Raw genomic sequence first — 22,409 nt, forward strand, 5'->3', positions numbered from 1 at the left:
TCAGGGGGCAACCCCCGACACGGCCTGGGGCTAGTACTAGCCGCCGCGGCGAGGACCGGCGCACCACCTGAGAGCGGCCCGAAGTTCCTTGACCTCGGCGAAGTGAAGGGTTGACCCATCAACTGGCGGGTTGCCCCCTGGGATCTCGGCGGGGCAACCGACCAGTTCAGGGGGCAACCCCCGACATGGCGTTGGCTAGTACGAGTTGTCGTGGTGGGGGCCTGCGTACCAGTTGAGGGCGGCTCGGAGTTCGTTCGTCTGGGTGAGTTGGCGGTGGTGGGTGGCGCCGTGGGCTATCGGGTAGATGCGTAGCGCGCCGTGGTGGCGGCGGTGCGAGACGGGGAGTTTGTTCTGGTACGGCGGCTCGAGCCAGGCGATCAGCCACGGGCGTTTGACGTCACCACTCACGCGGATCCGCGTCACGCCGTACCACGGGATGGTGGCCTCGCGGTACGCGCGCGTGACCGTCAATCCCTGTGGGGACAGGCGAAGGACGACCTTGGGTCGGAGGACGAGGATCCAGTGGCGGACGGCGAAGTACCCGAAGGCGAGGGAGACCAGGGCGGACAGGGTGGAGAGGACGGGGTGCAGGGCTTGGATCCGCGGGTCGCCGGGGATGAACGCCAACCCCAGGAAGCTGGTGATCGCGGCGAACACCGCAGGTCTCGCGCGGCTCGTGACGAAGCTCGCACCGACGCCCTGCGGCTGCGGCAGCTGGTGAAGCTGCGGTTGCAGCGGCTGGTGAAGCTGCGGTTGCGGCAGGTGGGGAGGCTGCGGCGGGTTCAGCGGCGCTGGGTTCAGCGGCGGCGGGTTCAGCGTGGGCGGGTTCAGCGTGGGTGGGTTCAGCGTGGGTGGGTTCAGCGTGGGTGGGTTCAGCGCGGGTGGGTTCAGCGTGGGTGGGTTCGGTGGTGGTGGGAGGAGTTTGGTTGGGGGTGGGAGGGTGCGGGTGGTGGGGTGCTGGAGGGTGGTTGGGGTCGGAGGGCCGAGGGTTTGCAGGACGTCGGCCGGGGTTGGGCGTTGGGCGGGATCGCGGGCGAGACATCGGCGTACGACGTCGTACAGCGGGCCCGGGAGTGGTGGGATGTTCGGCTGCTCGTTGACGATGCGGTGCAGCAGCGACGCCGGGTTCCCGGTCGCGAACGGGCCACGCCCGGACGCCGCGAACACCAGCACCGCACCCAGCGCGAACACATCACTCGCCGGCCCGATCCCGCTCCCCGTGATCTGCTCCGGCGACAGGTATCCCGGCGTACCGATCACCATGCCCGTCGCCGTCAGGCTCGCCTCCTCCAGCGCTCGCGCGATCCCGAAGTCGATCACCCGTGGACCGTTGTCGGTGAGCACGATGTTCGACGGCTTGAGATCGCGATGCACCAGGCCGCTCGCATGGATCGCCCCCAACGCCTCGGCCAGTCCGCCCGCGAGCGCCCAGACGCCGTCCGCAGGCAACGGTCCCGAGGTCTCGATCGCCTTCTGCAGCGTCGGTCCCGGCAGATATTCGGTCGCCAGCCATGGCCGGTCAGCGTCCGGATCGGCGTCGATCACTGCCGCGGTGAACGCCCCGCTCACCTTCCGTACGGCGGTGACCTCGCGCGCGAACCGCGCGCGGAATCCCGAGTCACCGGCGAGCTCGTCGCGCACCACCTTCACCGCGACCAACCGGCCGCCCGGAGATCGCGCGAGATAGACCGCACCCATCGCCCCACGGCCGAGCCGGCCCTGGATCGCGAACGACCCGACCACCGCCGGATCCTGTGGGTGCGTAGTCATCGGGCGTCACGCTAACGCGCTTCAGGACCGCGGGTACCCGATCTCGGCGATCCCTTCGGCGAGGTCAGCCAACCGCCGCTGCCGGTTGAGCGACGTCACGACGTACTCCGTCAACGGCATCAGCGCGTACACGTACCGGATCGCCTCCAGGTCGAGGGCGACCTCGTAGTAGTCCTCGGCGAACGTCAGGTACGCCTCCGGTCGCCCGTCAGCCACCAACTCGAACAGCCAGTCGGCCCCGTCGGCCTCGACGTTCTCGACCGGACCGCACTGCCAGGCCGCGTCGCCGGTCGTCCGCCAGAAGCACACCGTCGCCCGCGGCCCACCGGCCACGTCCCAGAACGCCTTGTCGTCCCGCGCCTCGCGGAACTCCTCCGGGACGCCGTCCAGCAACCCCGGCCACGGCCGCATGTCGTTCCCGTACGGCGACATCGGCGACTCGTGATCGAACCCGTACGCGAACGCCCCATCCGGCGAGAACACGATCGAGTACTCGTTCCCCGACCCGTCCCGCATCAGTGCCGCTTCCTCGGTCGCGGACCAGCGCGCATCGAACTCGTAGTACCGCGTGGTGGCGTCCTCGTTCAACACCAGATCGAGCACTGCCAACGCGCGGCTGACCCGCCGTACGTCGCTGATTTCCGGCATCCGCCGCACCACTTCGAGAACCGACACCGCACCATTCAACCGAGTCCCGGGTGCAGAGCTCAGAACGGGTCGAGGTAACGGCCGCCGCACCCCATGACGGCGGTGCGGAACTGCTCGAGTTGTTTGGTGCGCTTACGCGTGGACCGGCCGAGCCCGACCGGGAGCACCCAATAGCTGCCGTCCTCCCGACGTCGGACCGGCACGTCGTCCGGGGTGACTGTCGCGTCGAGCCAGACCACCACCCACGGGACCTTGGAGTGCCATTCGACGCGGACCCGCCCGACGGACTGCCACGGCGCGATCAGTTTGCGACGGCCACGTTTGATCGTCAGCGCGTCCGACGCGAGCCGGAGCTCGAAGCGCGGACGCAGTACGGCGATCCACGCGCGGACCGCCAGGACGAGAAACAGCAGGCAGACGAGGTTGAAGAACACGTCCCAGACCGGGTGCTCGTACTTCAGATCGCGGGGGGAGAAGCCGACGACGAGGAACGTCGCGATCGGCGCCCAGATGATCGCCCGCACGCGCGACGTACTGAACGTCGCGCTGAGTTCCTCCACCTGCTGGTCCACAACGGGCCTCCTGACCGGGACGATCCCTCACCGTAGGGGCTGAGGACCCCGCGTGGGCCGGTCAGGAGCAAGCTGTGGATAACTACCGGCGCTGGACGACTTCCTCGGCGACCTCGACCAGTTCGCGGTCGGTCGCCTCGGTCTCGGCGTCGTGCGCCGGCTCCAGCCGGTCGTGCGCGATCAGCGACTGGATGGCCCGCAGTACGGCGCTCGCCGCGGCACCCCACGTGGAGACGTAGGAGAACTGCCACCACCACAGCGCCTCGACGACCCGGCCGTCCTCGTAGTGCGCGAGGCCGTGCACCAGGTCGGTCGCGATCGCGGTGAGGTCGTCGGAGAGCCGGTTCACGGTGATCTCCGGCGGAGCGGCGTACGGGTCGAAGACCTCGGCGTACTCGTCGAGGCCCTCGAACAGCACCGCGAGCCGGTCGCGCATCGCGTCCAGGTCCGGGTCCGGACCGGCGTCGCTCTCGAACCGCTCCTCGGGGACGAAGTCCTCGAAGGCGCCGAGCCGGCCGCCGGCGAGCAGCAGCTGGCTCACCTCGAGCAGCAGGTACGGCAGTGAGGCGAGGCCCTCGTCGACCCCGTCCTCGTCCGGCTGCGCGGCGATGTCACGCACCGAGATCAGGAAGCTCCGGACCTGGTCGGCGATCTGTTCCGCGAACTCGGTCAGGTCCTCGTTGTCGGTGGCCAAAGCGCGTTCCGCAATATCCGTTGGTTCAGTCATCGATCGATCGTCGCCCTTCAAACGCCCGTCCGAGGGTGACCTCATCCGCGTACTCGAGGTCACCGCCTACTGGAAGTCCACTAGCCAATCGGGTCACGCGCAAGCCCATGGGCCGGAGCAGACGGCTCAGGTACGTCGCCGTCGCCTCGCCCTCCAGGTTCGGATCGGTGGCCAGGATGATCTCGGTCACCTCACCGCTGGCCAGCCGCTGCATGAGCTCCTTGATCCGCAGCTCGTCCGGCCCGACGCCCTCGATCGGCGAGATCGCCCCGCCGAGCACGTGGTACCGGCCACGGAACTCGCGGGTGCGCTCGATCGCCACCACGTCCTTGGCCTCTTCGACCACACAGATCAGGCTCAGGTCCCGGCGCGGGTCACGGCAGATCCGGCACTGCACGTCCTCCGCGACGTTGCCGCAGATCTCGCAGAACTTGACCTTCTCCTTGACCTGCACGAGCACGTGCGCAAGCCGCCGTACGTCGGTCTCGTCCGCGGCGAGCAGGTGGAACGCGATCCGCTGTGCGGATTTCGGGCCCACTCCGGGCAGGCGCCCCAGCTCGTCGATGAGATCCTGAACGGCCCCCTCGTACACGTCAGGCCGGGTTCTGACCGGGCTCGCCGGTCGCGCTCCCCGGGTTCACGAACCCGACACCGCCGCTCTTGTCGCTCGCGCTGCCCACGTCCTTGCCGGTCGCGCCGCCGGGCGTCGGCTCGTCGTCGCCGGACTCGACCGCCGGCTGCGCCGCACCAGGCAGGGTGAATCCGGCCGGGCCGGACTGTCCGCCGCCGAAACCGGGGATGCCGCCCTCGCCGCCGAACGCACCGCCGAGCCCGCCGGCCAGCGGTCCCATCGCGGCGGCCGCGGCCTGCTTGGCGTTCTCCGAGGCGTCGCGCACCGCGGCGACGATCAGGTCAGCCAGCGTCTCCGTGTCGTCCGGATCGACGGCTTCCTTCTTGATGTTCAGGCTGAGCAGCTCGCCCGTGCCGGACACCAGAGCGGTCACCAGACCACCACCGGCCGAACCCTCGATCTCCTGACCCTCGAGGTCGGCCTGCGCTTCCATCAGCTGGTTCTGCATCGCCTGTGCCTGCGCGAGCAGGTTGGACATGTCGAAGCCCCCAGCACCGCCACCGTCGAACACTGCGATCTCCTCGTCCGAACCGCTCTCCCGAGCCCCGTGCTTACCTTCCCGGCCTCGACACGCCTCTCCGGGCCTGTCTGCCACCGGAGCCTCAACACTAGCCGGTCCTCCGGACAACCCCAGCCGCACCCAGAAACCGACCAGTCTCCCCATGGTTGTTCACACTGTTGTGGACAACCTTATCCACAGGCCTGTGGATTATGGGGATACTGCGCGTGACTGCGCTCCGCAGCGTGTGGACGAGCCTGTTACCAGCGAGCGACGCCGGCGTGAACTCAGTTGGGCTCTTCGGTGATGATCTGGGCACCGAGCGTGTCCCGCAGCAGGTCGGTGTGCGATCGCGAGTCCTCTTCGAGCACCAGGTCGTCCTCGCCGATCGAGTCCGCTTCCTCCTCCGGCGTCAGCGGCACCTCAGGCGCCGCCGGAGCCGCAGCCGCCCGCCGCGCCTGCTCGGCAGCAACCGCCGCCTCCGCGGCCCGCCGCTTACTAGCCGCCTGCTCCCGCCGATCCACCGCGGCCTGCCGCCCCGGCGACTGCCGCCCCGGCCGCGCCGCCGGCCCGTCCTCCCACGGATCCGGCTCCGGCGGCACATCAAACTCAGAGTCCGGCGGCTCCCGCAGCGCAACCGACCCTCCAGGCCCCTCACCCCAGGCCCCAGTCCGCGCGCCATCTCCACCGGCCGCCCCCTGGCCACCAGCTCCACGCTGACCACCAGCACCCCCAGCACCGCCAGAGGCCCCGGCACCGCCAGAGGCCCCGGCACCAGCGCCCGCGGCCGCACCAGCGCCAGCAGGACTACCGGCGCTCGCGGCGCCGCTAACACCTCCTGCCTCACCAGCACCAGCCGCGCCGCCGCCAGCTCCTGCGGAACCAGCCCCCAGGCCTCCGGCACCAGCGCCACCGCCAGCCGAGGCACCCCCGCCTACGTTTCCAGCACCGCCAGCCGCACTCCCCGCACCGCCGCCGTAACCAGCCGAACCGAGCGCCGCGCCACCAGCTCCAGCTCCAGCGCCGCCGGTGCCGTGCCCACCGCTCACGTTGCTCGCAGAACCACCAGATCCACCCGGCCCACCCGAGCCCCCGAACCCGTCCGCGCCGTCCGCGACGGCCGCGCCGCCTCGCACCGCGGCACCGGATCCACCCGAGCCAGCCTCGCCCGAGCCAGCGGCGCCGGATCCGGCCGCGCCCGACCAGCCGGCGCCACTACCGTCAACGCCCGTGCTGCCCGCGCCAGACCAGCCGGCGCCATCCCCGTCAGCGTCAGCGCCCATCGCACCAGGTCCGGTCGCACCAGGTCCGCTGCCGCCAGGTCCGGTCGGTCCTGAGCCGGTCGCTCCTGGACCACCCGCGCTGGAGCTTGCTCCGCCTGCGCCGGTCGCCGGGCCACCCGAACTCGCCGTACCAGCCGGCGCGCCTCCGCTCGGCGCGCCTCCGCTCGGCGCACCGGATCCGCCGGGCGCGTGGCCGCCTGGGCCGCCCGCCTGCGGGCTGGAGCCGCCGGGTTGGGGTCCGGGGCGGCTGACGGAGCCGCCGCCCGGATCGGTGGACGGGTCGACGACTGCCTCGACCCGTCGGTTCACACCGATCGTGTCGATCATCGCCTGCCGAAGAATCTCGTCGCTGCCGGACCGGGCAAAGCTCTCGCGGGCACCTGCGTTCACCAGGCCGAGCGTCAGAGTCTGATCGTCGATCGCGATCACCTGAGCGTTCTGGCTCAACATGATCCAAGCGAACCGCCGCTTGGCCTTCACCGCGTCCAGCACCTCAGGCCACAACCGCCGAATATCCGCCAGCCCAACACCCCCACCCTGCGCAACGGGCGAAGCCTGAGCGGCCGCCGGAGCCTGAGCGACCGGACCGGACTGCGCGGGGGCTGCGGACTGCGCAGCTGGTGCTGACTGTGTATTTGGTGCCGACTGTCCAACCGTCGCAGCCGACATCGGCGGCTCATCACCCCAAGCCCCCGTACGCGCACCACCAGCGCCGCCTGCCGCCGCACCACCGGCACCACCCGAACCCGCACGACCCGAGCCCGCCCCACTCGAGCTCGCCGTACTCGAGGCCGCACCACTCGAGGCCCCACCGCTCGAGGCGGCATCAGCGCCTGCGGCACCAGATGCAGCAGCACCGGGCGCCCCACCAGCACCCTGCGACGCCGCAGCGCCAGCGTCGCCTGCAGGAGCACCACCGGACGATCCGCCGTCTGCTCCGCCGCGACCATCGGCACTACCCGACCCACTCGGACCGTCCGACCCGCCTGCACGGTCGGCGCTAGCTGGACCGCCCACACCCGCCGGGTCACCCATGCCACCTGCAGCAGATCCGGACGGGGAGTCCGCGGTGCCAGCGCGGCTGGTGGTTGCGGCAGCTCGAGCCGCGGCTCGGCTGCTGGAGGCGTCGGCTGGGGGGGTACCAAGGCCCGCGTCGCCGTAGGAACCTGCGGCCGAGGCCGAGCTCGGGGCCGCGGCGCCGGGCGCGAGGTCCGGCGTACCTCCAGGGACCCCGATGGCCAGGCGGCGTTCCATGCGGTCGAGGCGGGCCTGGATGCCGTTGGTGGAGTCGTCGGCGCCGGGCAGAAGCACCTTGGCGCAGATCAGTTCCAGCTGGAGCCGAGGCGCTGTCGCCCCCCGCATCTCCAGCAGACCGGCCGCGACGATGTCCGCCGCCCGCGTCAGCTCCGCGGGACCGATCCCGGCGGCCTGCGTCTGCAGCCGCTCGCCCTGGTCCTCGGCGGCCTCGATCAGGCCGGACGTGATCGCAGACGGTACGGCGGACAGCACCACGAGATCACGTAGCCGGCGCAGCAGGTCCTCGGCGAACCGCTTCGGGTCCTGGCCGGTCTCGATCACCTTGTCGATGGTCTCGAACACCGCCGCGCTGTCGTGCGCCGCGAACCCGTCGACGCACGCGTCGAGCAGCGAGTCGGGCGTGAAGCCGAGCAGCGCGACCGCCAGCTCGTACGTGACCCCTTCGGGGCCAGCGCCGCCGATCAGCTGGTCGAGCACGCTCAGCGAGTCACGCACCGAACCGGCACCGGCCCGCACGACCAGCGGCAGCGCCGGCGACTCGATCGCCACGCCCTCCGACTCGCACAGCCGGGCCATGTAGTCGGCGAGGACCTTCGGCGGCACCAGCCGGAACGGGTAATGGTGCGTCCGGGAGCGGATCGTCCCGATCACCTTGTCGGGCTCGGTGGTCGCGAAGATGAACTTGAGGTGCGGCGGCGGCTCCTCGACCAGCTTCAGCAGGGCGTTGAAGCCCTGCGTGGTCACCATGTGCGCCTCGTCGATGATGTAGATCTTGTAGCGGCTCTCGACCGGCGCGAAGAACGCCCGCTCGCGCAGATCGCGAGCGTCGTCCACACCACCGTGCGACGCCGCGTCGATCTCGATCACGTCGATGCTGCCGGGCCCGCCGCGCGCCAGGTCGGTGCACGACTTGCACACTCCGCACGGCTCGGCGATCGGGCCCTTCTCGCAGTTGATCGCGCGGGCGAGGATCCGCGCGCTGGTGGTCTTCCCACATCCGCGTGGCCCGGAGAACAAGTAGGCGTGATTCACCCGGTTGTTACTCAACGCGTTCCGCAGCGGTGCGGTGACATGGTCCTGCCCGATCACCTCCGCGAACGTCTCCGGGCGGTACCGGCGATACAGAGCAAGAGGCGCTTCCACGCGGCAACCCTAGCGCCGCCCCCGGACATTTCCCCGCCCACTCCACGTCCCGGCCTCGCGCGACCAGCGCGGCCCCGGTGATACGGCGGCGGCCTAGGGTGGGCTGGATGTGGACTGGGGACGAGCGGCAGCAGGGCGTGATCCAGCGGGCGCGCGAGGCGTTTGTCACGGACCCCCGGGTTCTGGCGGTTTACCTGGTCGGCAGCTTCGCGACGGGTGCGGCCGACCGGTTCAGCGACGTCGATGTGCATCTGGTGGTGGCGGACGAGAGTACGGCGTGGTTCCAGGACCACTGGGACGACGTACTGCGGGAGCTCACCGGGCCGACCGTCCACACGGACCGAATCCCCGGGCTGGTCGGCGGGCTGGGCATCACGCCGGACTGGCTGCACGTCGACCTGATCATCCACCCGCTCGCCTCTTTCGACCGGCTTCAGTACGACGGGGTCAAGGTGCTGTTCGATCGGGACGGGACGTTGTTCCCGGACGGCGACATCGCGCCCCAGGGTGGTCGCCCAGGTGACCCGTACTGGCCGACCGATGCCGTCAACCTCTTCTTCTACTTCCTCGGCAACCTGGTGACGGTGCTCGGTCGTGACGAGCGGATCGTCGCGAACCAGGGCGTCGGCGCCGTACGCGACCAACTCGTCACGCTGATGCTGGCCGAACGCGGCGTACGCCGGACCAGCGGGGCCAAGCGCCTCAACGCCCTACTCTCCGACGAACAGCGCGCAGCGCTGGAGGCCATCCCCGCGGCCGGCACCGACCCGGCCGACGTGATCGCTGCGAACCAGTACATCTGCCGCCAGTTCATCACCCGCGGCACTGCCCTGGCCAAGCTCACCGACACCCCGTGGCCCACCGAGTACGTCGAGGCGACCCTCCAGCACCTCCACAACCACTTCCACACCAACTTCGCCTGACCCACCACCGCCGTACGCAGAGCTACCGCCGTACGCAGCGCTACCCGTCTTGGCGCGGGCCCCGAGAAGGCACACACGGGTGGATGCCCCTCGAGACGGAGGGTTGCCCCCTCAGAATCCGAGGGGGCAACCCTCCACTTGAGGAGGCACCCCCCAGAGCGCGATGGCCTCGGCTGGCGGGACGTACTGGGCGGCGGCGCCGGGAGCCGCCGGACGCTCGCACGAATGTCAGACGAGGGGTTAACCGTCAGTGTTGTCCCTTCTCCCCTGGTACAGGAGGGGAGAAGGGACAACACGAGGGGATATCCCCTGAGATGGAGGGTGCCCCCCTAGGAATCTGAGCGGGCAACCTTGGTAGCTGCGGGGGGCAGCTACCAAGCCGATGCCTGTCCGCCGGCACGCCGGATCCGCGGGGATCGTGTTCGGGGCGACCGAGACGGGGAGTTCACGGTCGCGGAGTAGCGTGCCGGACGGGCCGTTCACGGTCGCGGAGTAGCGTGCCGGACGGGTCGTGCGGGAGGGACCTTCCGGGTGGACGATCCTTGGCGACGCCGGGTGCCCCTCCGAGCGCATCCACAAGAACCGTGAACGCTCACCGGTGGTGCCGTTCGCGCCCGCGCTCCCCGTCGCATCCCCCGCCCGGGCCGTCACCCCCGCCAAGCTTCCCCACGCTCCATCTCTCCCGCCAAGCCTCCCCACGCGGTCGCCGATACGCCGCTCGAGGAATCCACACGGCTCCTCGGGGTGGTTGCCGTGGGCACGGATGCTCACGGCAACCAACCTGCATCGGCCGAGGACTTACTTCATGTGGTAGTTCGCGAACCTCGTCCGCAGATCCTTCTTGGAGAACTTGCCGACCGACGTCTTCGGGACCTCGTCGATGAACTCGACCGCATCCGGCAGCCACCACTTCGCCACCAACGGCTGCAGGTACTCGAGGATCTCCTCGCCCGTCACGCTCGAACCCTCGACCCGTACGACGCACGCGAGCGGCCGCTCGTCCCACTTCGGGTGCGGTACGCCGATCACCGCGGCCTCCTTGACCGCGGAATGGGCCATCAAGAGGTTCTCGAGTTCGACCGAGCTGATCCACTCGCCACCGGACTTCACCAGGTCCTTGGTCCGGTCGACGATCCGCACCGAGCCGTACTGGTCGATCGCGGCGACATCGCCCGTCTTCATCCACCCGTCCTCGGTGTTCAGCTGAGCACCGTCGTCGGGCCGGTAGTACTCCGCGGCGATCCACGGGCCGCGGACCTGCAGCTCGCCGGTCGCTTCGTCGTCCCAGGGCAGCGGCGTGATCGAACCGGGCTCGACGATCCGCACCTCGACACCAGGCAGCGGCAGACCGGCCCGCGCCCGCAGGTGCGCCTGCTCCTCCTGCGGAAGATCCGCGTTCCGCGCCGGGACGTGGGAAGCGGTCGCCACCGGGCTCGTCTCCGTCATCCCCCACGCCTGCAGGATCGGCCTGCCGAGCTTCTCCCGGAACGCCTCCGACAACGCCTCGGGTACGGCGGACCCGCCGCAGGGGATCCGCCGCAGCTTGGGGAGCTCGACCCCGTCGAGCAGCGGTAACAACCCCTGCCAGATCGTTGGCACGCCCGCCGACAGCGTGACCTCCTGCTCCTGCAGCAGCTTGAGAATCCCCTTCGGCGTCATGTCCGGCCCCGGGAAGACGAGCGACGCGCCCGCCATCGGCGCCGCATGCGCGAGACCCCAGGCGTTCGCATGGAACATCGGCACGACCGGCATCACGGTGTCGGTCTCGGTGAGCCCGATGCCGGCGTTGGTCAGGACACCGATCGAGTGCAGCCAGGTGGACCGATGGGAGTAGACGACACCCTTCGGATTCCCCGTCGTACCGCTCGTGTAGCACATGGCGGCGGCCTGGTTCTCGTCGTCGACGTGGAACTCGACCGGGTTCGCGGCGGCGAGCAGCTCCTCGTAGTCGTGGAAGCGCGGATCGTCCGGGATCTCGGCGCCGGGCGCGCCGGGCGGCAGGTCGTCCATCACGACGATGTGCCGCAGCTGGGTCAGCCGGTCGAGCAGCGGCAGGAACAGCCCGAGCAGTGACCGGTCGACGAACACGACCTCGTCCTCGGCGTGATTCGCGATGTAGACGACCTGGTCGGGGAAGAGTCTGATGTTGAGCGTGTGCAGCACCCGGCCGGTGCAGGGCGCGGCGAAGTACAGCTCGAGGTGACGGCCCGAATTCCACGCGAAGGTGGCGACGCGGCCGTCGGGGCTGATCCCGAGCGTGTCCAGGACGCCACCCAGCCGTCTGGTGCGGTCGGCCCATTCGCCGTACGTCAGCGTGACCGGCGCCGGGCCGCCGGTGTGCACCGTCTTGTCCGGGTAGAACTGCTCCGCACGACGGAAGATCGTGTCCAGTGACAGCTGGTAGTTCTGCATCAGACCCTTCATGCACACACTGTGCCAGTCGCGATGTCACCTTGACCATGACCTCAACCGGACTTTCTCCGGCACTCTTCCGGAACCGGCGCCTCGGGCAACAGCGATCGGCCGATCACCGGAAACACGCCTGCCAGATAAATGACACGACATACATGTCGTGTAATATGTCCGGCATGAAGGTTGTCGAGGAGCTTCGCTATCTCGTGCTGGCGATTCAGCGCGAGGGCAATCGGCTGCTCGCTGCCGAGCTACGCCCGTTGGGCATCACGCCCTCCCAGGCAGAGGTTCTGCGCGTCCTCCGCGACCACGGTCCGATGACGCTCAACGCACTGGGGGCCCTGCTCGTCTGCGAGACCGGTAACAGTCCGAGCCGACTCGTCGACCGGCTGGTCGCGCAGGGCCTGGTGAAACGTGGCATCGACCAGGTGGACAAGCGCTATCTCACGCTCAGCCTGACCCCGCAGGGCCGCGCCCTGCACCGGCGCATCATCACCGCGGAGAACCGGCTGCATCGCACCATGCACGACCTTGTCGCCGGCCAGGCGCTCGACGAGACCATCACCACGCTCCGCACGCTCGCCGACGCCTTTCCCACCGGGGCCGCACTGGCCCGCCGACGGGGTCCCGTCCTCGCCCACCAGGAGAACTAGTCATGGAACAGGCCACCGAGACCATCCACGCCGGCCAGGCAGCGATCCGTCAGGTGCTGCTCGACGCCCTCGGACTGCCGGAGTGGAACGAGGCGTTCCTCGCCATCGACGGCCCCCGCGAGACCAACCCCGGCACCCGCTACTCGCTGCGCGTCCGGCCGGGCTTCTCCGGCGAGCTGCAGTACACGGTCGTCGAGGCGGACCGGGTGGAGATCGTCTGGCAGGTCCCCGGCTTCCGCGAGGTCGGCACGTGGACGATCGGCGACGACAGCCGGGTCACCCACACGTTCGAGCAGTCCGGCCCGCTCGCGACGGTCCTGCGCCCGGCGTACCGGAACATCGCGACCATCCGGCTGGCCCGCCTCGCCAACCGCATCCGGCAAGTTCAACTGGCCCATACCGCTTGACGCGTGCGCGAACTACGCTCACGCCATGCTGACGAAGGTCCGTGACACCAGGCTGTACGTCGACCAACGCGGACCCGCGGACGCGCCACCACTGCTGTTCGTCCACGGCGGCCCCGGCGCGGGCTCGTACGACTTCCTGGCGTTCCAGGGCGATCGCCTCGCCAAGAGCTTCCGGTTGATCGCCGTGGACCAGCGTGGCGTGCAGCAGTCCGACCCACTCACCGGACCGGTCACGGAGCAGGACCTGGTCGCCGACTACGAGGCCCTGCGTCAGCAGCTCGGCATCGAGCGGTGGGCGGTCCTCGGCCACTCGTACGGCGGCCGCGTGGCGCTCCGCTACGCCGCTGCGCACCCCGACTCGATCACGAAGATCGTCTTCGAGAACCCCGGCTGGGACATGGTGCTCGCTACCGACACTCTCGTCCGCGCCGCGCTGCCACTGCTCCCCGGTGCGGAGCTCCCACCGCACACCGGCCCAGCGACGAAGGCAATGTGGGACGAGCGGACCGGTCTGCTCGTCCAGCTCGGTGACCGGCGTATGGAGATCTACCTCGGCCCGGACTCCCGTGACCTGCAGCTCCCGGCGGACAGCGAGATCCCCGCCGAGTACCACCAGCGGTCCGGTCAGTTCTCCGAGGCGATCACCTCGTCAGAGAGCTTCGCCGAGCCGTTGCTGCCGTCGCTCGCCAAGCTCACCCAGCCCGCCCTGCTGATCAAAGGCGAGTACGACCCGGTCACCAGCCCGGAGGAGATCGAGTTGTTCCGCTCCGACGTAGCGACCGGCACCTATTACTACGCGACCGGTGCCGGTCACTTCGTGCACGCCGAGCAGCCGGAACTCTTCACCCGGCTGGTGACCGAACACCTCAGCTGAAGGCGACCGGGACGGCCCGCTTGTGAGCGGTACGGCGGTGCGTCGCGATGATCGTGCTCGCCGCCTTCTCGTCCACGTCGTGGCCCTCGAGGAAGTCGTCGATCTCGTCGTACGTCACGCCCAGCACGTCCTCGTCCGGGACACCCGGGTTGTTCGTCTCCAGGTCGGCGGTCGGGATCTTGCCGGTGATCTCCGGCGACGCACCGAGCCGCTCGCCCACCGCGCGGACGCGACGCTTGGACAGCCCGGACAGCGGCGTGAGGTCGCAGGCGCCGTCGCCGTACTTCGTGTAGAAGCCCATCACGGCCTCCGCCGCGTGGTCCGTGCCGACGACCAGGCCGCCGCGGGCGCCGGCTACGACGTACTGCGCGACCATCCGCTGGCGGGCCTTGATGTTGCCGACGTGGAAGTCCTCGCGGTCGCCGAGTCCGGCGTGCCGGACCGACTCGACCATGGCGTCAGTGGCCGGCTTCACGTCGACGACCAGCGTCTCGTCCGGCTTGATGAACTCCAGTGAGCGCTGCGCGTCCGCCTCGTCGGCCTGCACGCCGTACGGCAACCGCATCGCGATGAACGTCGCCTGACCGCCCTCCGCCCGCACCCGCTCCACCGCGAGCTGGCAGAGGCGCCCCGCGGTCGCGGAGTCGACGCCACCACTAATGCCCAGCACGTACGCCGTCGCGCCGGTCTGCCGGAGCCGGTCAGCCAGGAACTCGACCCGCTGCTCGATCTCGCCGTCCACGTCGAACGCCGTCGGCACGCCGAGCTCGGCGATGATCAGTTCCTGCAGGTAATCGCTCTCGGGGTTCATCGATCTCCTCAGTCGTGGGAGACCAAGCCTAGACATGAGCCCGGACATGAGGATTCCCCGCGCACCCGGAAGAGCTCACTTACCCTTGCTGCCTTCCGGCCCTGGGGGGTTTGGGCGAGATACCGCCACGCGGGGAACCAGCCATGAGTGTACGGGATCGACTGACCACGCCCGAAATCCGCCTCGGGATCGATCACCCGGACGGTCGCGGAGGCCAACCTCTGATCCGCCCTGAGCGAACAGGGGTGCCGGGGTCGGCCGGCGGGGTTCAAGCTGTTTGGGTGACGGATCATCAATTCGGCCCGTTCGGGATCACCACCGGGCTCGACAGCAGCGCGGAGTCCATCGCGGCGGCGCAAGCAGCCGAAGATCTCGGGTACCCGGTGATCTGGTTGTCCGGCGGGCCGCTGCCCGGACTGCAGACGATCACCGACCTGATCGGGGCCACGGCGTCGATCCGGTTCGTCACCGGGATTCTGGCGGTGGACAAGTACCGCGCGGCCGACGTGAGCGCGAGGTACGCCGTACTCGAGGCGATCGCACCGGGGCGACTCACTGTCGGTCTCGGCGGGGCGCACGGCGCTAAGCCGCTGGCCACACTCAACGCGTACCTGGACGAGATCGACGTACCTGTGGATCGTCTGGTGCTCGCAGCGCTCGGTCCACAGATGCTGAAGCTTGCCGGCGAGCGGACCGCCGGTGCGTACCCGTTCCTGACCGCCGCGTCGTACTCCGCCGAGGCGCGGAAGGTGTTGGGACCGGACAAGCTCCTGGCCGTCAGCCACCTCGCTGTCGTCGAGGAAGACGCGGACCGGGCGCGCAGCATCGCGCGGGACACCATCAGCTTCTTCACCCGCATCCCTGGGTACGTTGCCTCACTGAAGAGGCAGGGGTTCACTGACAGCGATCTGTCCGAGCTGCCGGACCACATGGTCGATTCACTCGCCGCGTGGGGCAGTCCGGCCGACATCAAGGCCAAACTGACCGAACACCTGGACGCCGGCGCCGACCACGTCGCAGTCAACGTCATCACGGGCGTGACCGGTCCACAGCCGGTGGAGCAGTGGCAGACGCTAGCTCCCGTCCTGCTCAGGTAGCTGCTTCTCGTACAGCCGGGCGGTCGTCTCGAGCTTGTCGTAGGTGTACGGGCGCTCCTCGCCGGTCGGCGTGAAGCCCTGCCGCAGCCAGAACCCGGTGGCGACGTCCGAATTGGTGTCCACCACGGCGAGCCGCATGGTCCGCACCTCGGGCCACGCGCTCTCGACGTACCGCTGGACGAGCCCGTACGTCGCACCGCCGTACCCGCGACGCTGGTGACGCGAATGGACCTCAAGCAGACCGATGAACGCAGTCCGGTCGTTCGGGAACCCTCGGAGCAGGTCGACGGCCGCCACCAACTGCTCCTCCGCGAAAGCCCCCAGCACCACCTTCGCGTCCTGGGCGAGCCCCTCCGGCCGCATCATCAGCAAGCTCTGCGCGTCCGCCGCTCCCGGCGGATTGCCCGTCACCCGCTCGGTGTACCCCGGGTCGGACTCGATCAGATCCTGCAACGCCCCGACGTCCCCCGGCTCGATCAGCCGCAGCACCAACTCCGCCATGCGCCCGACCCTAGCCGCCGCCCCGATTTCGGATTCGCCGCCACCGCCCGGTATCCTCTCCGCTTGGAGGATTCGCCTAGAGGCCTAGGGCGCACGCTTGGAAAGCGTGTTGGGGGCAACCCCTCACGAGTTCGAATCTCGTATCCTCCGCCAGTCTCCCGGACTGAAGAAACCGCAGGTCACACGGAGACATGCACCGCAGAGGGGCCGGACGCTGAGCGTCCGGCCCTTCTTTTGTCCAAGGGTTCAGCTGTCGTGCGGCGCGCCGGTCGGGGCTGCGACCGCAGGGGCCGTCTTCGCAGCCGTGGGAAGGTTCATTGGGGTTTCAGCTCGACGCGGTAGGCCCGGTAGGCATGATCGTCGATGTTCTCCACTGAGTGGGGACCCTCGGCCTCCATCCACCGGGGTTCGCGCGTGCCCGGTGGCTCGTCCTCAACCGACTCGAACATCAGCCGGGCACCCCTGAAATAGCGGATCTTGGTGGCTTGGGTCACGACCATGACGCTCGGCCTGGCGTGTGTGTGCTCCGGCTCCCGCTGTCCAGGTTCGAGCACGACCTCCAAGACCCTGATCTGGTCGTTCTCGAAGATGACCCGGTGTGACTCCGGAGCAGCGACAGCACCATCGAGCCGATCTGGCCATGGCCACGCATCTTGCTGGGTCAACGCCGGCCCCCTTCAAGCGAACGAGTTCTCAGAACCCTAGCCATTTCCGAGTGTGGCGAGTTACGGCAGGTGATTCAGGGACTTGCGGAGGAAGGCGTCGCGGCGGGCGGTGGCGGGGGCGGCGTACAGGGTGGTGGGGGTGTTGAGGGCGGCGACTGCGTCCCAGTAGGCGACGTGGTCGGCTCTGCGGCCGGTGGCTTGTTCCCAGCCGGTCAGGACGTGGGCGGGGGCGTCGGGGCCGAAGCTGATGGCGACCTGTTTGCGGAGCTCGGACAGGTCTACGCCGGGAGCGCCGACGCCGGCGGTCTTCCAGTCGATGAAGGCGGTCAGGTGGTCGCCGGCCCAGACGATGTTGCCGGGCCAGACGTCGCCGTGGAGGAAGACCGGTTCCGCAGCCGGCAGACCGTGGGCGGTGACCAGGTTGTCGGCCTGCTGGAGGAGAGCCGTGGTCGGCATGCGTCCGGCGCGGCGGTCGGCGGCGAAGTCGTCCACGGCGATCGGGCGAGGACGGAACGGCAGGAACTCCCGCGGAGGCATCTGAAGGTCGTGCAGGCCGGCCAGTGCGGCGCCGGCTGCGCGGAGGCTGTCAGGCGTTCCCACCGACCATTCCGTTGTCCCAGGAGCCACCGTCTCCAGAGAAGCGGGTACGCCGGCATGCTCGCCGGTGAGGTCTGCGGCCAGCAGGCGTGGCGCCGGCAACCGATGGCGCTCAGCCACCTGGAGAGCCGCGGCGGCGGTCGCGATCATGGTGGCGTCGATTCGTGGTGTCGGTGCGCGCAGGATGCACCGCGTTTCGCCTGCGACGAGCAGCCACGGGCCTTGAGCGCCGTGCAGGGGTCGGACTTCGCGGATCGGCGCACCACACCAGGTGGCGGCCCAGGCGGCCGTGGTTTCCCTCATGGCCGAGCTTACGTCGCCCCCGGGGTGATCAGGCCGGTCTCGTAGGCGAGGACCACGGCCTGGGCCCGGTCCCGGAGGGAGAGCTTCGCGAAGATCCTGGCCGCGTGGGTCTTGACGGTCGCCTCGCTCAGGGTGAGGGCAGTGGCGATCTCGGCGTTGGACAGGCCTTGGCCCATCAGCGTGAGGACCTCGAGTTCGCGTGGGGTGAGTGTGGCGAGATCACGGTGGATGGCGGGCTGGGCGGCCGCTGGCGTGGCGAAGCGTTCGACCAGGCGGCGGGTGATCGAAGGCGCCAGCAGCGCGTCGCCGGTGGTGACCAGACGGACGGCCGCGGCCAGGTGTTCGGGCGTGACGTCCTTGAGGAGGAAGCCGCTGGCGCCGGCCGCGAGGGCGGCGTACACGTAGCGGTCGAGGTCGAAGGTCGTGAGGATCAGTACGCGGCAGTCGGTCGGTGTAGCGAGGATGCGCCGGGTGGCCTCCAGGCCGTCCATCGTGGGCATCCGGATGTCCATCAGCACGACGTCGGGGCGCAGGCGCCGTACGGCATCCACTACTTCGGCGCCGTCCGCTGCCTCTCCGACGACCTCGATACCGCGGGCGGCGAGGATCATCCGGAAGCCGGTCCGCACCAAGGCCTGGTCGTCGGCGATCACCACTCGCGTTGTCACGGGCGCTCCAGCGGCAGCTTGGCCCGGACGCGGAAGCCACCACCGAGTCGACGGCGCGCGTCCAGGTCCCCGCCGTACACAGCCACTCGTTGTTTCAGGCCGTGGAGACCGCGGCCCTCGCCTTCAGGAGCCGGGGGACGCCCACCGGTGAGAATGCTCGGTCCGGTGTTGAGAACCTCCAGGCGCAGAGCGTGCGGCGCGTAGCGAACCGTCACCTCGGCTCTGACGCCGTCACCGTGCTTGAGCGCGTTGGTGAGGGCCTCTTGAATGATCCGGTACGCCGTGACGTCCACCCCAGCCGGAAGCTCGCAAGGCTCACCAGAGATGCGTACTTCGACCGGTAGGCCCGCAAACGCGATTCGGTCGATCAAAGAACTCAGCCTGGTCAGACTCGGCTGCGGAGACAGCTGCTCGTCCGACTCGGCCTGCGGTACGAGCACACCGAGCAGATGGCGAAGCTCAGCCATCGTGTCGCGACCGGCGGCCTCTACTGTCAGCATTGCCGACTCGGCCTGTTCCGGCGCAGTGAGAAGGACGTGCCGCGCCGCACCGGCCTGGATGACCATGACGCTGACGTTGTGACTCACGATGTCGTGCAGGTCGTGAGCTATCCGCGCCCGCTCGGCGTCGACTGCGTTCCGGGCGGCTGTCTCCCGTTCGCGTTCCAGCAGCCACCCGCGCTCCTCCAGGGCTCGGGCGTGTGCACGTCGCGCCCGTACCAGTGCGAGCGTGAGCAGCGCGGCCACGACGGCCAGCGCCGCGACAACTAGCCAGAGGATCGTCACGAGGTCCACTGTCCCAAAGGCGTCCGCTGGTACGCATCATCCGCAAGGCGCACGCCGTACATCTCCAGGATGACGGCCGCCGGTCTTTACCTCGGCAGGGTGACGCCAGCAGCCTGCAAGCGGGCCTAGCGTGAGCGGCATGACGGAGGACGTAGGCAACGGACAGGCGGTCGTACAGCTCACCGCCGTGCACAAGGAGTACGGCGAGTCTCTCGCGCTGGACGGGGTATCGCTGGAGATCCACGCCGGTGAGGCAGTCGCCGTGATGGGGCCGTCCGGCAGCGGCAAGTCGACATTGCTCAGCATGGTCGCCGGACTGGACCGACCGACGTCAGGTTCCGTCGTGGTGCACGGCGACGACCTCGGCACACTGGACGAGAAGGGCCTGGCCCTGTTCCGCCGCCGGCGGATCGGGATGATCTTCCAGTTCTTCAACCTGCTGGACGACCTGTCCGCGCTCGACAACGTCGCGCTGGCCGCACAGCTCACCGGTACGTCGGCCCCGCACGCCCGTAAGCGTGCACTCGAGCTCTTCGAGGAGCTGGGCATCGCAGGCCGACGCAACACCTACCCGGCGCAGCTGAGTGGTGGTGAACGGCAACGAGTCGCTGTCGCCCGCGCCCTGATGAACCGCCCGGCCGTCCTGCTCGCCGACGAACCAACAGGTGCCCTGGACACGCGGTCCGGTGAACAGGTCATGGACCTGCTGCTGGACCTCAACCAGATCGGCCAGACGCTGCTCCTGGTGACACACGACCAGCAGCTCGCGACCCGCTGCGCCAGCCGAGTCATCGACTTCGTCGACGGCCGGATCGCCGGCGAACGCAGCCTGGAGCGTACGTCGTGACCGCGGTGTGGCCGGTGTCGCGAGCAGCGGTACGACGCCGTCGCGTGCAGACCGTGGTGATCGGCGTGGTCGTCCTGCTCTCCACAACCATGATCGTGGTCGCACTGGGACTGCTGGCCGCCTCAAGTGGTCCGTTCGATCAGGCGTACGCCAAACAGAGCGGTGCGCAACTGGCAGCGTCGTACGACCGCACCAAGGTCAGCGACGCCCAGTTGACGGAGGCTGCGCGGAGTGCGGCGGCTACGTCCGGACCGTTCGCGCAGGCGACGCTGGACGTTTCTCAGCCACCGATGCTCGGATCACTGGTGGCTGTGGGCCGCGCGGACCCGAATGGCGCCGTCGACCGGCTCAATGTCTGGAAGGGGCGCTGGGCCGACAAGCCGGGCGAGATCGTGCTCAACCGAAACCCCACCGACTCCGCCGGGCCTGGTACGCCGCAGCTGAACGGGACGCTGACGATGTCGGACGGTCGGACGCTGACCATCGTCGGCTTCGCGTACAGCGTCAGCCAGTCGGCGGACGCATGGGTCAGCCCGGCGCAGATGAGCGAGTTGAAGCCGACGTCGACGCAGATGCTCTACCGGTTCACCCACGCTGCGACGAACGCTGAGGTGACGGCCGGCCAGAATGCTGTGACTGCAGGCCTCCCTTCCGGCGCACTCCTCGGCGCACAGTCCTACCTGGCGTTGCGGGCGGCCGCGGCAGGTGAGCCAAACACCTTCGTACCGTTCCTGATGATGTTCGGCTGGCTGGGGCTAGCGGTCGCCGTACTGATCGTTGCGAACGTCGTCAGCGGTGCTGTGGTCGCCGGCTTCAAGCACATTGGCGTGCTGAAGGCTCTGGGGTTCACCCCGACACAGGTGCTGGCCGTGTACCTCGGGATGGTGTCGATCCCTGCCGTCATCGGGTGTGCCGGCGGGGTTGTGCTGGGCAACGTACTCGCCACTTCCCTACTGACCAGGGCTTTCGAGAGCTATGGAGCCGGTGGGCTCGGCGTACCTGTCTGGGTCGACGTCGCCACGCTGATCGGCGTACCTGCTCTAGTGGCGTTGTCTGCGTTGGCGCCCGCGCTGCGAGCACGGAGTCTTTCGGCAGCACAGGCGATCAGTGCTGGAAGCGCACCGCGGGCCGGGCGCGGTCTGACCGTACAGCGCTGGCTGAGCGGGACTCGACTGCCACGGTCGGTCAGTCTGGGCCTGGGACTGCCTTTTGCTCGTCCTGGACGTACGGCGCTGACGCTGGCAGCTGTCGTGCTCGGCGTCACCAGCGTGACTTTGGCGGTGGGGCTCGGGAAGTCGCTGACGACGTACCAGACTGCTGCCAGCCGGGTGAACGCCGTTGACCTGACGTTCCTTGCCGGTCCGAACGGAGCGAATCCAAGCGACCCCGAGGGCCCGCCTGGTGCGAAGTTGAGTGACGCGGAGGACGAAGCGGTACTGCGGTCCGCTCCAGGCGTCACGTCGGTCGCAGCGATGGCTGAGCTGGACATGCGGATCGTTGGTACGCAGACCGACCTGCGGACGTCGTTCTACCGCGGGGACTTCGATCAGCTCGGGTACCGCATCCTCGCCGGGCGCTGGTTCGACGGACCGGGCGAGGTGGTCGTGTCGGAACGCTTCCTGCGGCAGCGGGGACTGGCCGTCGGCGACACGATCACACTGCAAGGACAGGGCAAGACTGTTCGCGCAGAGATCGTCGGGAAGGCGATGTACAACTCTGCCGACGAAGTGCTGTCCAACTGGTCGACACTCGCACTGATCGCTCCCCAACTGCGCGCGAACCTCTATGAGGTCAATGTGAAGCACGGGACAGATCTGAACGCGGTCGTGCAGGCCGTGCAGGCAAAGGACTCCGGTCTGGAGCAGGCAGATGGCCAGGACGCCGGCACGTTCGTCACCGTGGTCCTCGCGACCGTAGTACTGCTCACGCTGATGCTGGGGACTGTCGCCGCACTGGGTGTCTTCAATACCGTCATACTCAACACCCGAGAACGGCGGCGCGACCTGGGGATGCTCAAGTCGATCGGGATGACACCCGCACAGGTCACGCTGATGGTCGTGACGTCCATGACGGCGCTGGGCGCCATTGGCGGCCTGTTGGGCATACCGCTCGGCATCATCGCCCACCGCCTGGTCGTGCCCGCGATGGCGAACGGGGCCCAGATCGAACTTCCGTCGTTCATGCTCCATGTCTTCCCCGTGAGCCTGCTGGCCCTCCTGGTGCTGGCCGGGATGCTGATCGCGGCCGCCGGCGCATACTTCCCGGCCCGCGCAGCCGCCCGTACGACCATCGCCGAAGTCCTCCACAACGAGTAAACCGAGTTGCCTGATCGGCGC

At 69.1% G+C, this 22,409-nt stretch carries 21 protein-coding genes, 1 tRNA gene and 1 other RNA gene; 8 read left to right on the plus strand and 15 right to left on the minus strand.

Annotation, left to right across the window (positions count from 1 at the left end; all coding sequences use genetic code 11):
• Positions 1 to 195: 195 nt before the first annotated feature.
• The 7 genes from ACFYRH_RS03105 to ACFYRH_RS03135 form a co-directional block, all read right to left on the minus strand.
• Positions 196 to 1,770, minus strand: coding sequence for a serine/threonine-protein kinase (locus ACFYRH_RS03105; RefSeq protein WP_387767208.1), 1,575 nt, complete (start codon positions 1,768 to 1,770; stop codon positions 196 to 198).
• A gap of 21 nt (positions 1,771 to 1,791) precedes the next feature.
• Positions 1,792 to 2,445, minus strand: a complete 654-nt coding sequence (locus ACFYRH_RS03110) for a hypothetical protein (protein WP_387767211.1) — start codon at positions 2,443 to 2,445, stop codon at positions 1,792 to 1,794.
• Between the two features lie 32 nt (positions 2,446 to 2,477).
• The gene (locus tag ACFYRH_RS03115) at positions 2,478 to 2,990 is read right to left on the minus strand and encodes a hypothetical protein (protein ID WP_387767214.1); all 513 of its coding nucleotides are present in this window, start codon (positions 2,988 to 2,990) and stop codon (positions 2,478 to 2,480) included.
• A gap of 82 nt (positions 2,991 to 3,072) precedes the next feature.
• Positions 3,073 to 3,717 (minus strand): DUF5063 domain-containing protein, encoded by a 645-nt coding sequence (locus tag ACFYRH_RS03120; protein WP_387767217.1) that lies wholly within the window; start codon positions 3,715 to 3,717, stop codon positions 3,073 to 3,075.
• Complete coding sequence (gene recR, locus ACFYRH_RS03125) at positions 3,710 to 4,309, minus strand: recombination mediator RecR (RefSeq protein WP_387767220.1); 600 nt, start codon at positions 4,307 to 4,309, stop codon at positions 3,710 to 3,712. Before recR ends, ACFYRH_RS03120 begins: the two co-directional genes overlap by 8 nt.
• A 1-nt stretch (position 4,310) precedes the next feature.
• Positions 4,311 to 4,859, minus strand: coding sequence for a YbaB/EbfC family nucleoid-associated protein (locus ACFYRH_RS03130; protein ID WP_387767223.1), 549 nt, complete (start codon positions 4,857 to 4,859; stop codon positions 4,311 to 4,313).
• Between the two features lie 275 nt (positions 4,860 to 5,134).
• On the minus strand, positions 5,135 to 8,530 hold the full coding sequence (locus tag ACFYRH_RS03135) for a DNA polymerase III subunit gamma and tau (RefSeq protein WP_387767226.1): 3,396 nt from the start codon (positions 8,528 to 8,530) through the stop codon (positions 5,135 to 5,137).
• Between the two features lie 107 nt (positions 8,531 to 8,637).
• On the opposite strand from ACFYRH_RS03135, the gene ACFYRH_RS03140 reads away from it, so the two are divergent.
• Entirely contained in the window at positions 8,638 to 9,453 is an 816-nt protein-coding gene (locus ACFYRH_RS03140; protein ID WP_387767229.1) for an aminoglycoside 6-adenylyltransferase, read from the plus strand.
• 798 nt (positions 9,454 to 10,251) lie between these two features.
• On the opposite strand, the gene ACFYRH_RS03145 is transcribed toward ACFYRH_RS03140, so the two are convergent.
• The gene (locus ACFYRH_RS03145; protein WP_387767232.1) at positions 10,252 to 11,877 is read right to left on the minus strand and encodes a long-chain fatty acid--CoA ligase; all 1,626 of its coding nucleotides are present in this window, start codon (positions 11,875 to 11,877) and stop codon (positions 10,252 to 10,254) included.
• Positions 11,878 to 12,041: 164 nt separating this feature from the next.
• Here ACFYRH_RS03145 and ACFYRH_RS03150 point away from each other — a divergent pair, with 164 nt between their 5' ends.
• Genes ACFYRH_RS03150 through ACFYRH_RS03160 form a run of 3 tightly spaced genes read left to right on the plus strand, consistent with a single transcriptional unit; the run spans position 12,042 to position 13,799 of the window.
• Positions 12,042 to 12,518, plus strand: a complete 477-nt coding sequence (locus ACFYRH_RS03150) for a MarR family winged helix-turn-helix transcriptional regulator (RefSeq protein WP_387767235.1) — start codon at positions 12,042 to 12,044, stop codon at positions 12,516 to 12,518.
• Between the two features lie 2 nt (positions 12,519 to 12,520).
• Positions 12,521 to 12,925: an SRPBCC family protein gene (locus ACFYRH_RS03155; protein ID WP_387767238.1), complete on the plus strand. Its 405-nt coding sequence runs from the start codon at positions 12,521 to 12,523 to the stop codon at positions 12,923 to 12,925.
• Positions 12,926 to 12,950: 25 nt separating this feature from the next.
• Entirely contained in the window at positions 12,951 to 13,799 is an 849-nt protein-coding gene (locus ACFYRH_RS03160) for an alpha/beta fold hydrolase (protein WP_387767241.1), read from the plus strand.
• Here ACFYRH_RS03160 and nadE read toward each other — a convergent pair.
• Positions 13,792 to 14,610, minus strand: a complete 819-nt coding sequence (gene nadE, locus ACFYRH_RS03165; protein WP_387767244.1) for an ammonia-dependent NAD(+) synthetase — start codon at positions 14,608 to 14,610, stop codon at positions 13,792 to 13,794. The genes ACFYRH_RS03160 and nadE overlap by 8 nt on opposite strands.
• Before the next feature lie 45 nt (positions 14,611 to 14,655).
• Positions 14,656 to 14,752, minus strand: an RNA gene (gene ffs / locus ACFYRH_RS03170) — signal recognition particle sRNA small type.
• 139 nt (positions 14,753 to 14,891) lie between these two features.
• Between ffs and ACFYRH_RS03175 the strand changes: the two genes are divergently transcribed.
• Positions 14,892 to 15,707, plus strand: a complete 816-nt coding sequence (locus ACFYRH_RS03175) for a TIGR03620 family F420-dependent LLM class oxidoreductase (RefSeq protein WP_387767247.1) — start codon at positions 14,892 to 14,894, stop codon at positions 15,705 to 15,707.
• Here ACFYRH_RS03175 and ACFYRH_RS03180 read toward each other — a convergent pair.
• Entirely contained in the window at positions 15,684 to 16,208 is a 525-nt protein-coding gene (locus ACFYRH_RS03180; RefSeq protein ID WP_387767250.1) for a GNAT family N-acetyltransferase, read from the minus strand. The two genes, ACFYRH_RS03175 and ACFYRH_RS03180, sit on opposite strands and share 24 nt — an antisense overlap.
• 65 nt (positions 16,209 to 16,273) lie before the next feature.
• On the opposite strand from ACFYRH_RS03180, the gene ACFYRH_RS03185 reads away from it, so the two are divergent.
• Positions 16,274 to 16,361 (plus strand) — tRNA-Ser (locus tag ACFYRH_RS03185).
• 161 nt (positions 16,362 to 16,522) lie between these two features.
• Here the strand turns inward: ACFYRH_RS03185 and ACFYRH_RS03190 are convergent.
• The 4 genes from ACFYRH_RS03190 to ACFYRH_RS03205 are packed head-to-tail and all read right to left on the minus strand — an operon-like array spanning position 16,523 to position 19,226.
• Positions 16,523 to 16,873: a hypothetical protein gene (locus tag ACFYRH_RS03190; RefSeq protein ID WP_387767252.1), complete on the minus strand. Its 351-nt coding sequence runs from the start codon at positions 16,871 to 16,873 to the stop codon at positions 16,523 to 16,525.
• A 60-nt stretch (positions 16,874 to 16,933) separates the two neighbouring features.
• Complete coding sequence (locus ACFYRH_RS03195; RefSeq protein ID WP_387767255.1) at positions 16,934 to 17,773, minus strand: aminoglycoside phosphotransferase family protein; 840 nt, start codon at positions 17,771 to 17,773, stop codon at positions 16,934 to 16,936.
• An 8-nt stretch (positions 17,774 to 17,781) separates the two neighbouring features.
• On the minus strand, positions 17,782 to 18,441 hold the full coding sequence (locus ACFYRH_RS03200) for a response regulator (RefSeq protein ID WP_387767258.1): 660 nt from the start codon (positions 18,439 to 18,441) through the stop codon (positions 17,782 to 17,784).
• Positions 18,438 to 19,226 carry a sensor histidine kinase gene (locus ACFYRH_RS03205; RefSeq protein WP_387767261.1) on the minus strand — a complete coding sequence of 263 codons (789 nt, stop codon included), beginning with the start codon at positions 19,224 to 19,226 and terminating at the stop codon, positions 18,438 to 18,440. Before ACFYRH_RS03205 ends, ACFYRH_RS03200 begins: the two co-directional genes overlap by 4 nt.
• 139 nt (positions 19,227 to 19,365) lie before the next feature.
• On the opposite strand from ACFYRH_RS03205, the gene ACFYRH_RS03210 reads away from it, so the two are divergent.
• Positions 19,366 to 20,073: an ABC transporter ATP-binding protein gene (locus tag ACFYRH_RS03210; RefSeq protein WP_387767264.1), complete on the plus strand. Its 708-nt coding sequence runs from the start codon at positions 19,366 to 19,368 to the stop codon at positions 20,071 to 20,073.
• Positions 20,070 to 22,388, plus strand: coding sequence for an FtsX-like permease family protein (locus ACFYRH_RS03215; RefSeq protein ID WP_387767267.1), 2,319 nt, complete (start codon positions 20,070 to 20,072; stop codon positions 22,386 to 22,388). Before ACFYRH_RS03210 ends, ACFYRH_RS03215 begins: the two co-directional genes overlap by 4 nt.
• Positions 22,389 to 22,409 lie beyond the last annotated feature (21 nt).

This window comes from Kribbella sp. NPDC004875, assembly GCF_042873375.1.
Classification (GTDB): Bacteria; Actinomycetota; Actinomycetes; order Propionibacteriales; family Kribbellaceae; genus Kribbella.

Bases quoted from the DNA above. Each gene is read 5' to 3' on its own strand.
- ACFYRH_RS03140 (WP_387767229.1), top strand. From the start codon at position 8,638: ATGTGGACTGGGGACGAGCGGCAGCAGGGCGTGATCCAGCGGGCGCGC.
- ACFYRH_RS03120 (WP_387767217.1), bottom strand. From the start codon at position 3,717: ATGACTGAACCAACGGATATTGCGGAACGCGCTTTGGCCACCGACAAC.
- ACFYRH_RS03155 (WP_387767238.1), top strand. From the start codon at position 12,521: ATGGAACAGGCCACCGAGACCATCCACGCCGGCCAGGCAGCGATCCGT.
- ACFYRH_RS03195 (WP_387767255.1), bottom strand. From the start codon at position 17,773: ATGAGGGAAACCACGGCCGCCTGGGCCGCCACCTGGTGTGGTGCGCCG.
- ACFYRH_RS03150 (WP_387767235.1), top strand. From the start codon at position 12,042: ATGAAGGTTGTCGAGGAGCTTCGCTATCTCGTGCTGGCGATTCAGCGC.
- ACFYRH_RS03210 (WP_387767264.1), top strand. From the start codon at position 19,366: ATGACGGAGGACGTAGGCAACGGACAGGCGGTCGTACAGCTCACCGCC.
- ACFYRH_RS03180 (WP_387767250.1), bottom strand. From the start codon at position 16,208: ATGGCGGAGTTGGTGCTGCGGCTGATCGAGCCGGGGGACGTCGGGGCG.
- ACFYRH_RS03160 (WP_387767241.1), top strand. From the start codon at position 12,951: ATGCTGACGAAGGTCCGTGACACCAGGCTGTACGTCGACCAACGCGGA.
- ACFYRH_RS03145 (WP_387767232.1), bottom strand. From the start codon at position 11,877: ATGAAGGGTCTGATGCAGAACTACCAGCTGTCACTGGACACGATCTTC.
- ACFYRH_RS03105 (WP_387767208.1), bottom strand. From the start codon at position 1,770: ATGACTACGCACCCACAGGATCCGGCGGTGGTCGGGTCGTTCGCGATC.
- nadE (WP_387767244.1), bottom strand. From the start codon at position 14,610: ATGAACCCCGAGAGCGATTACCTGCAGGAACTGATCATCGCCGAGCTC.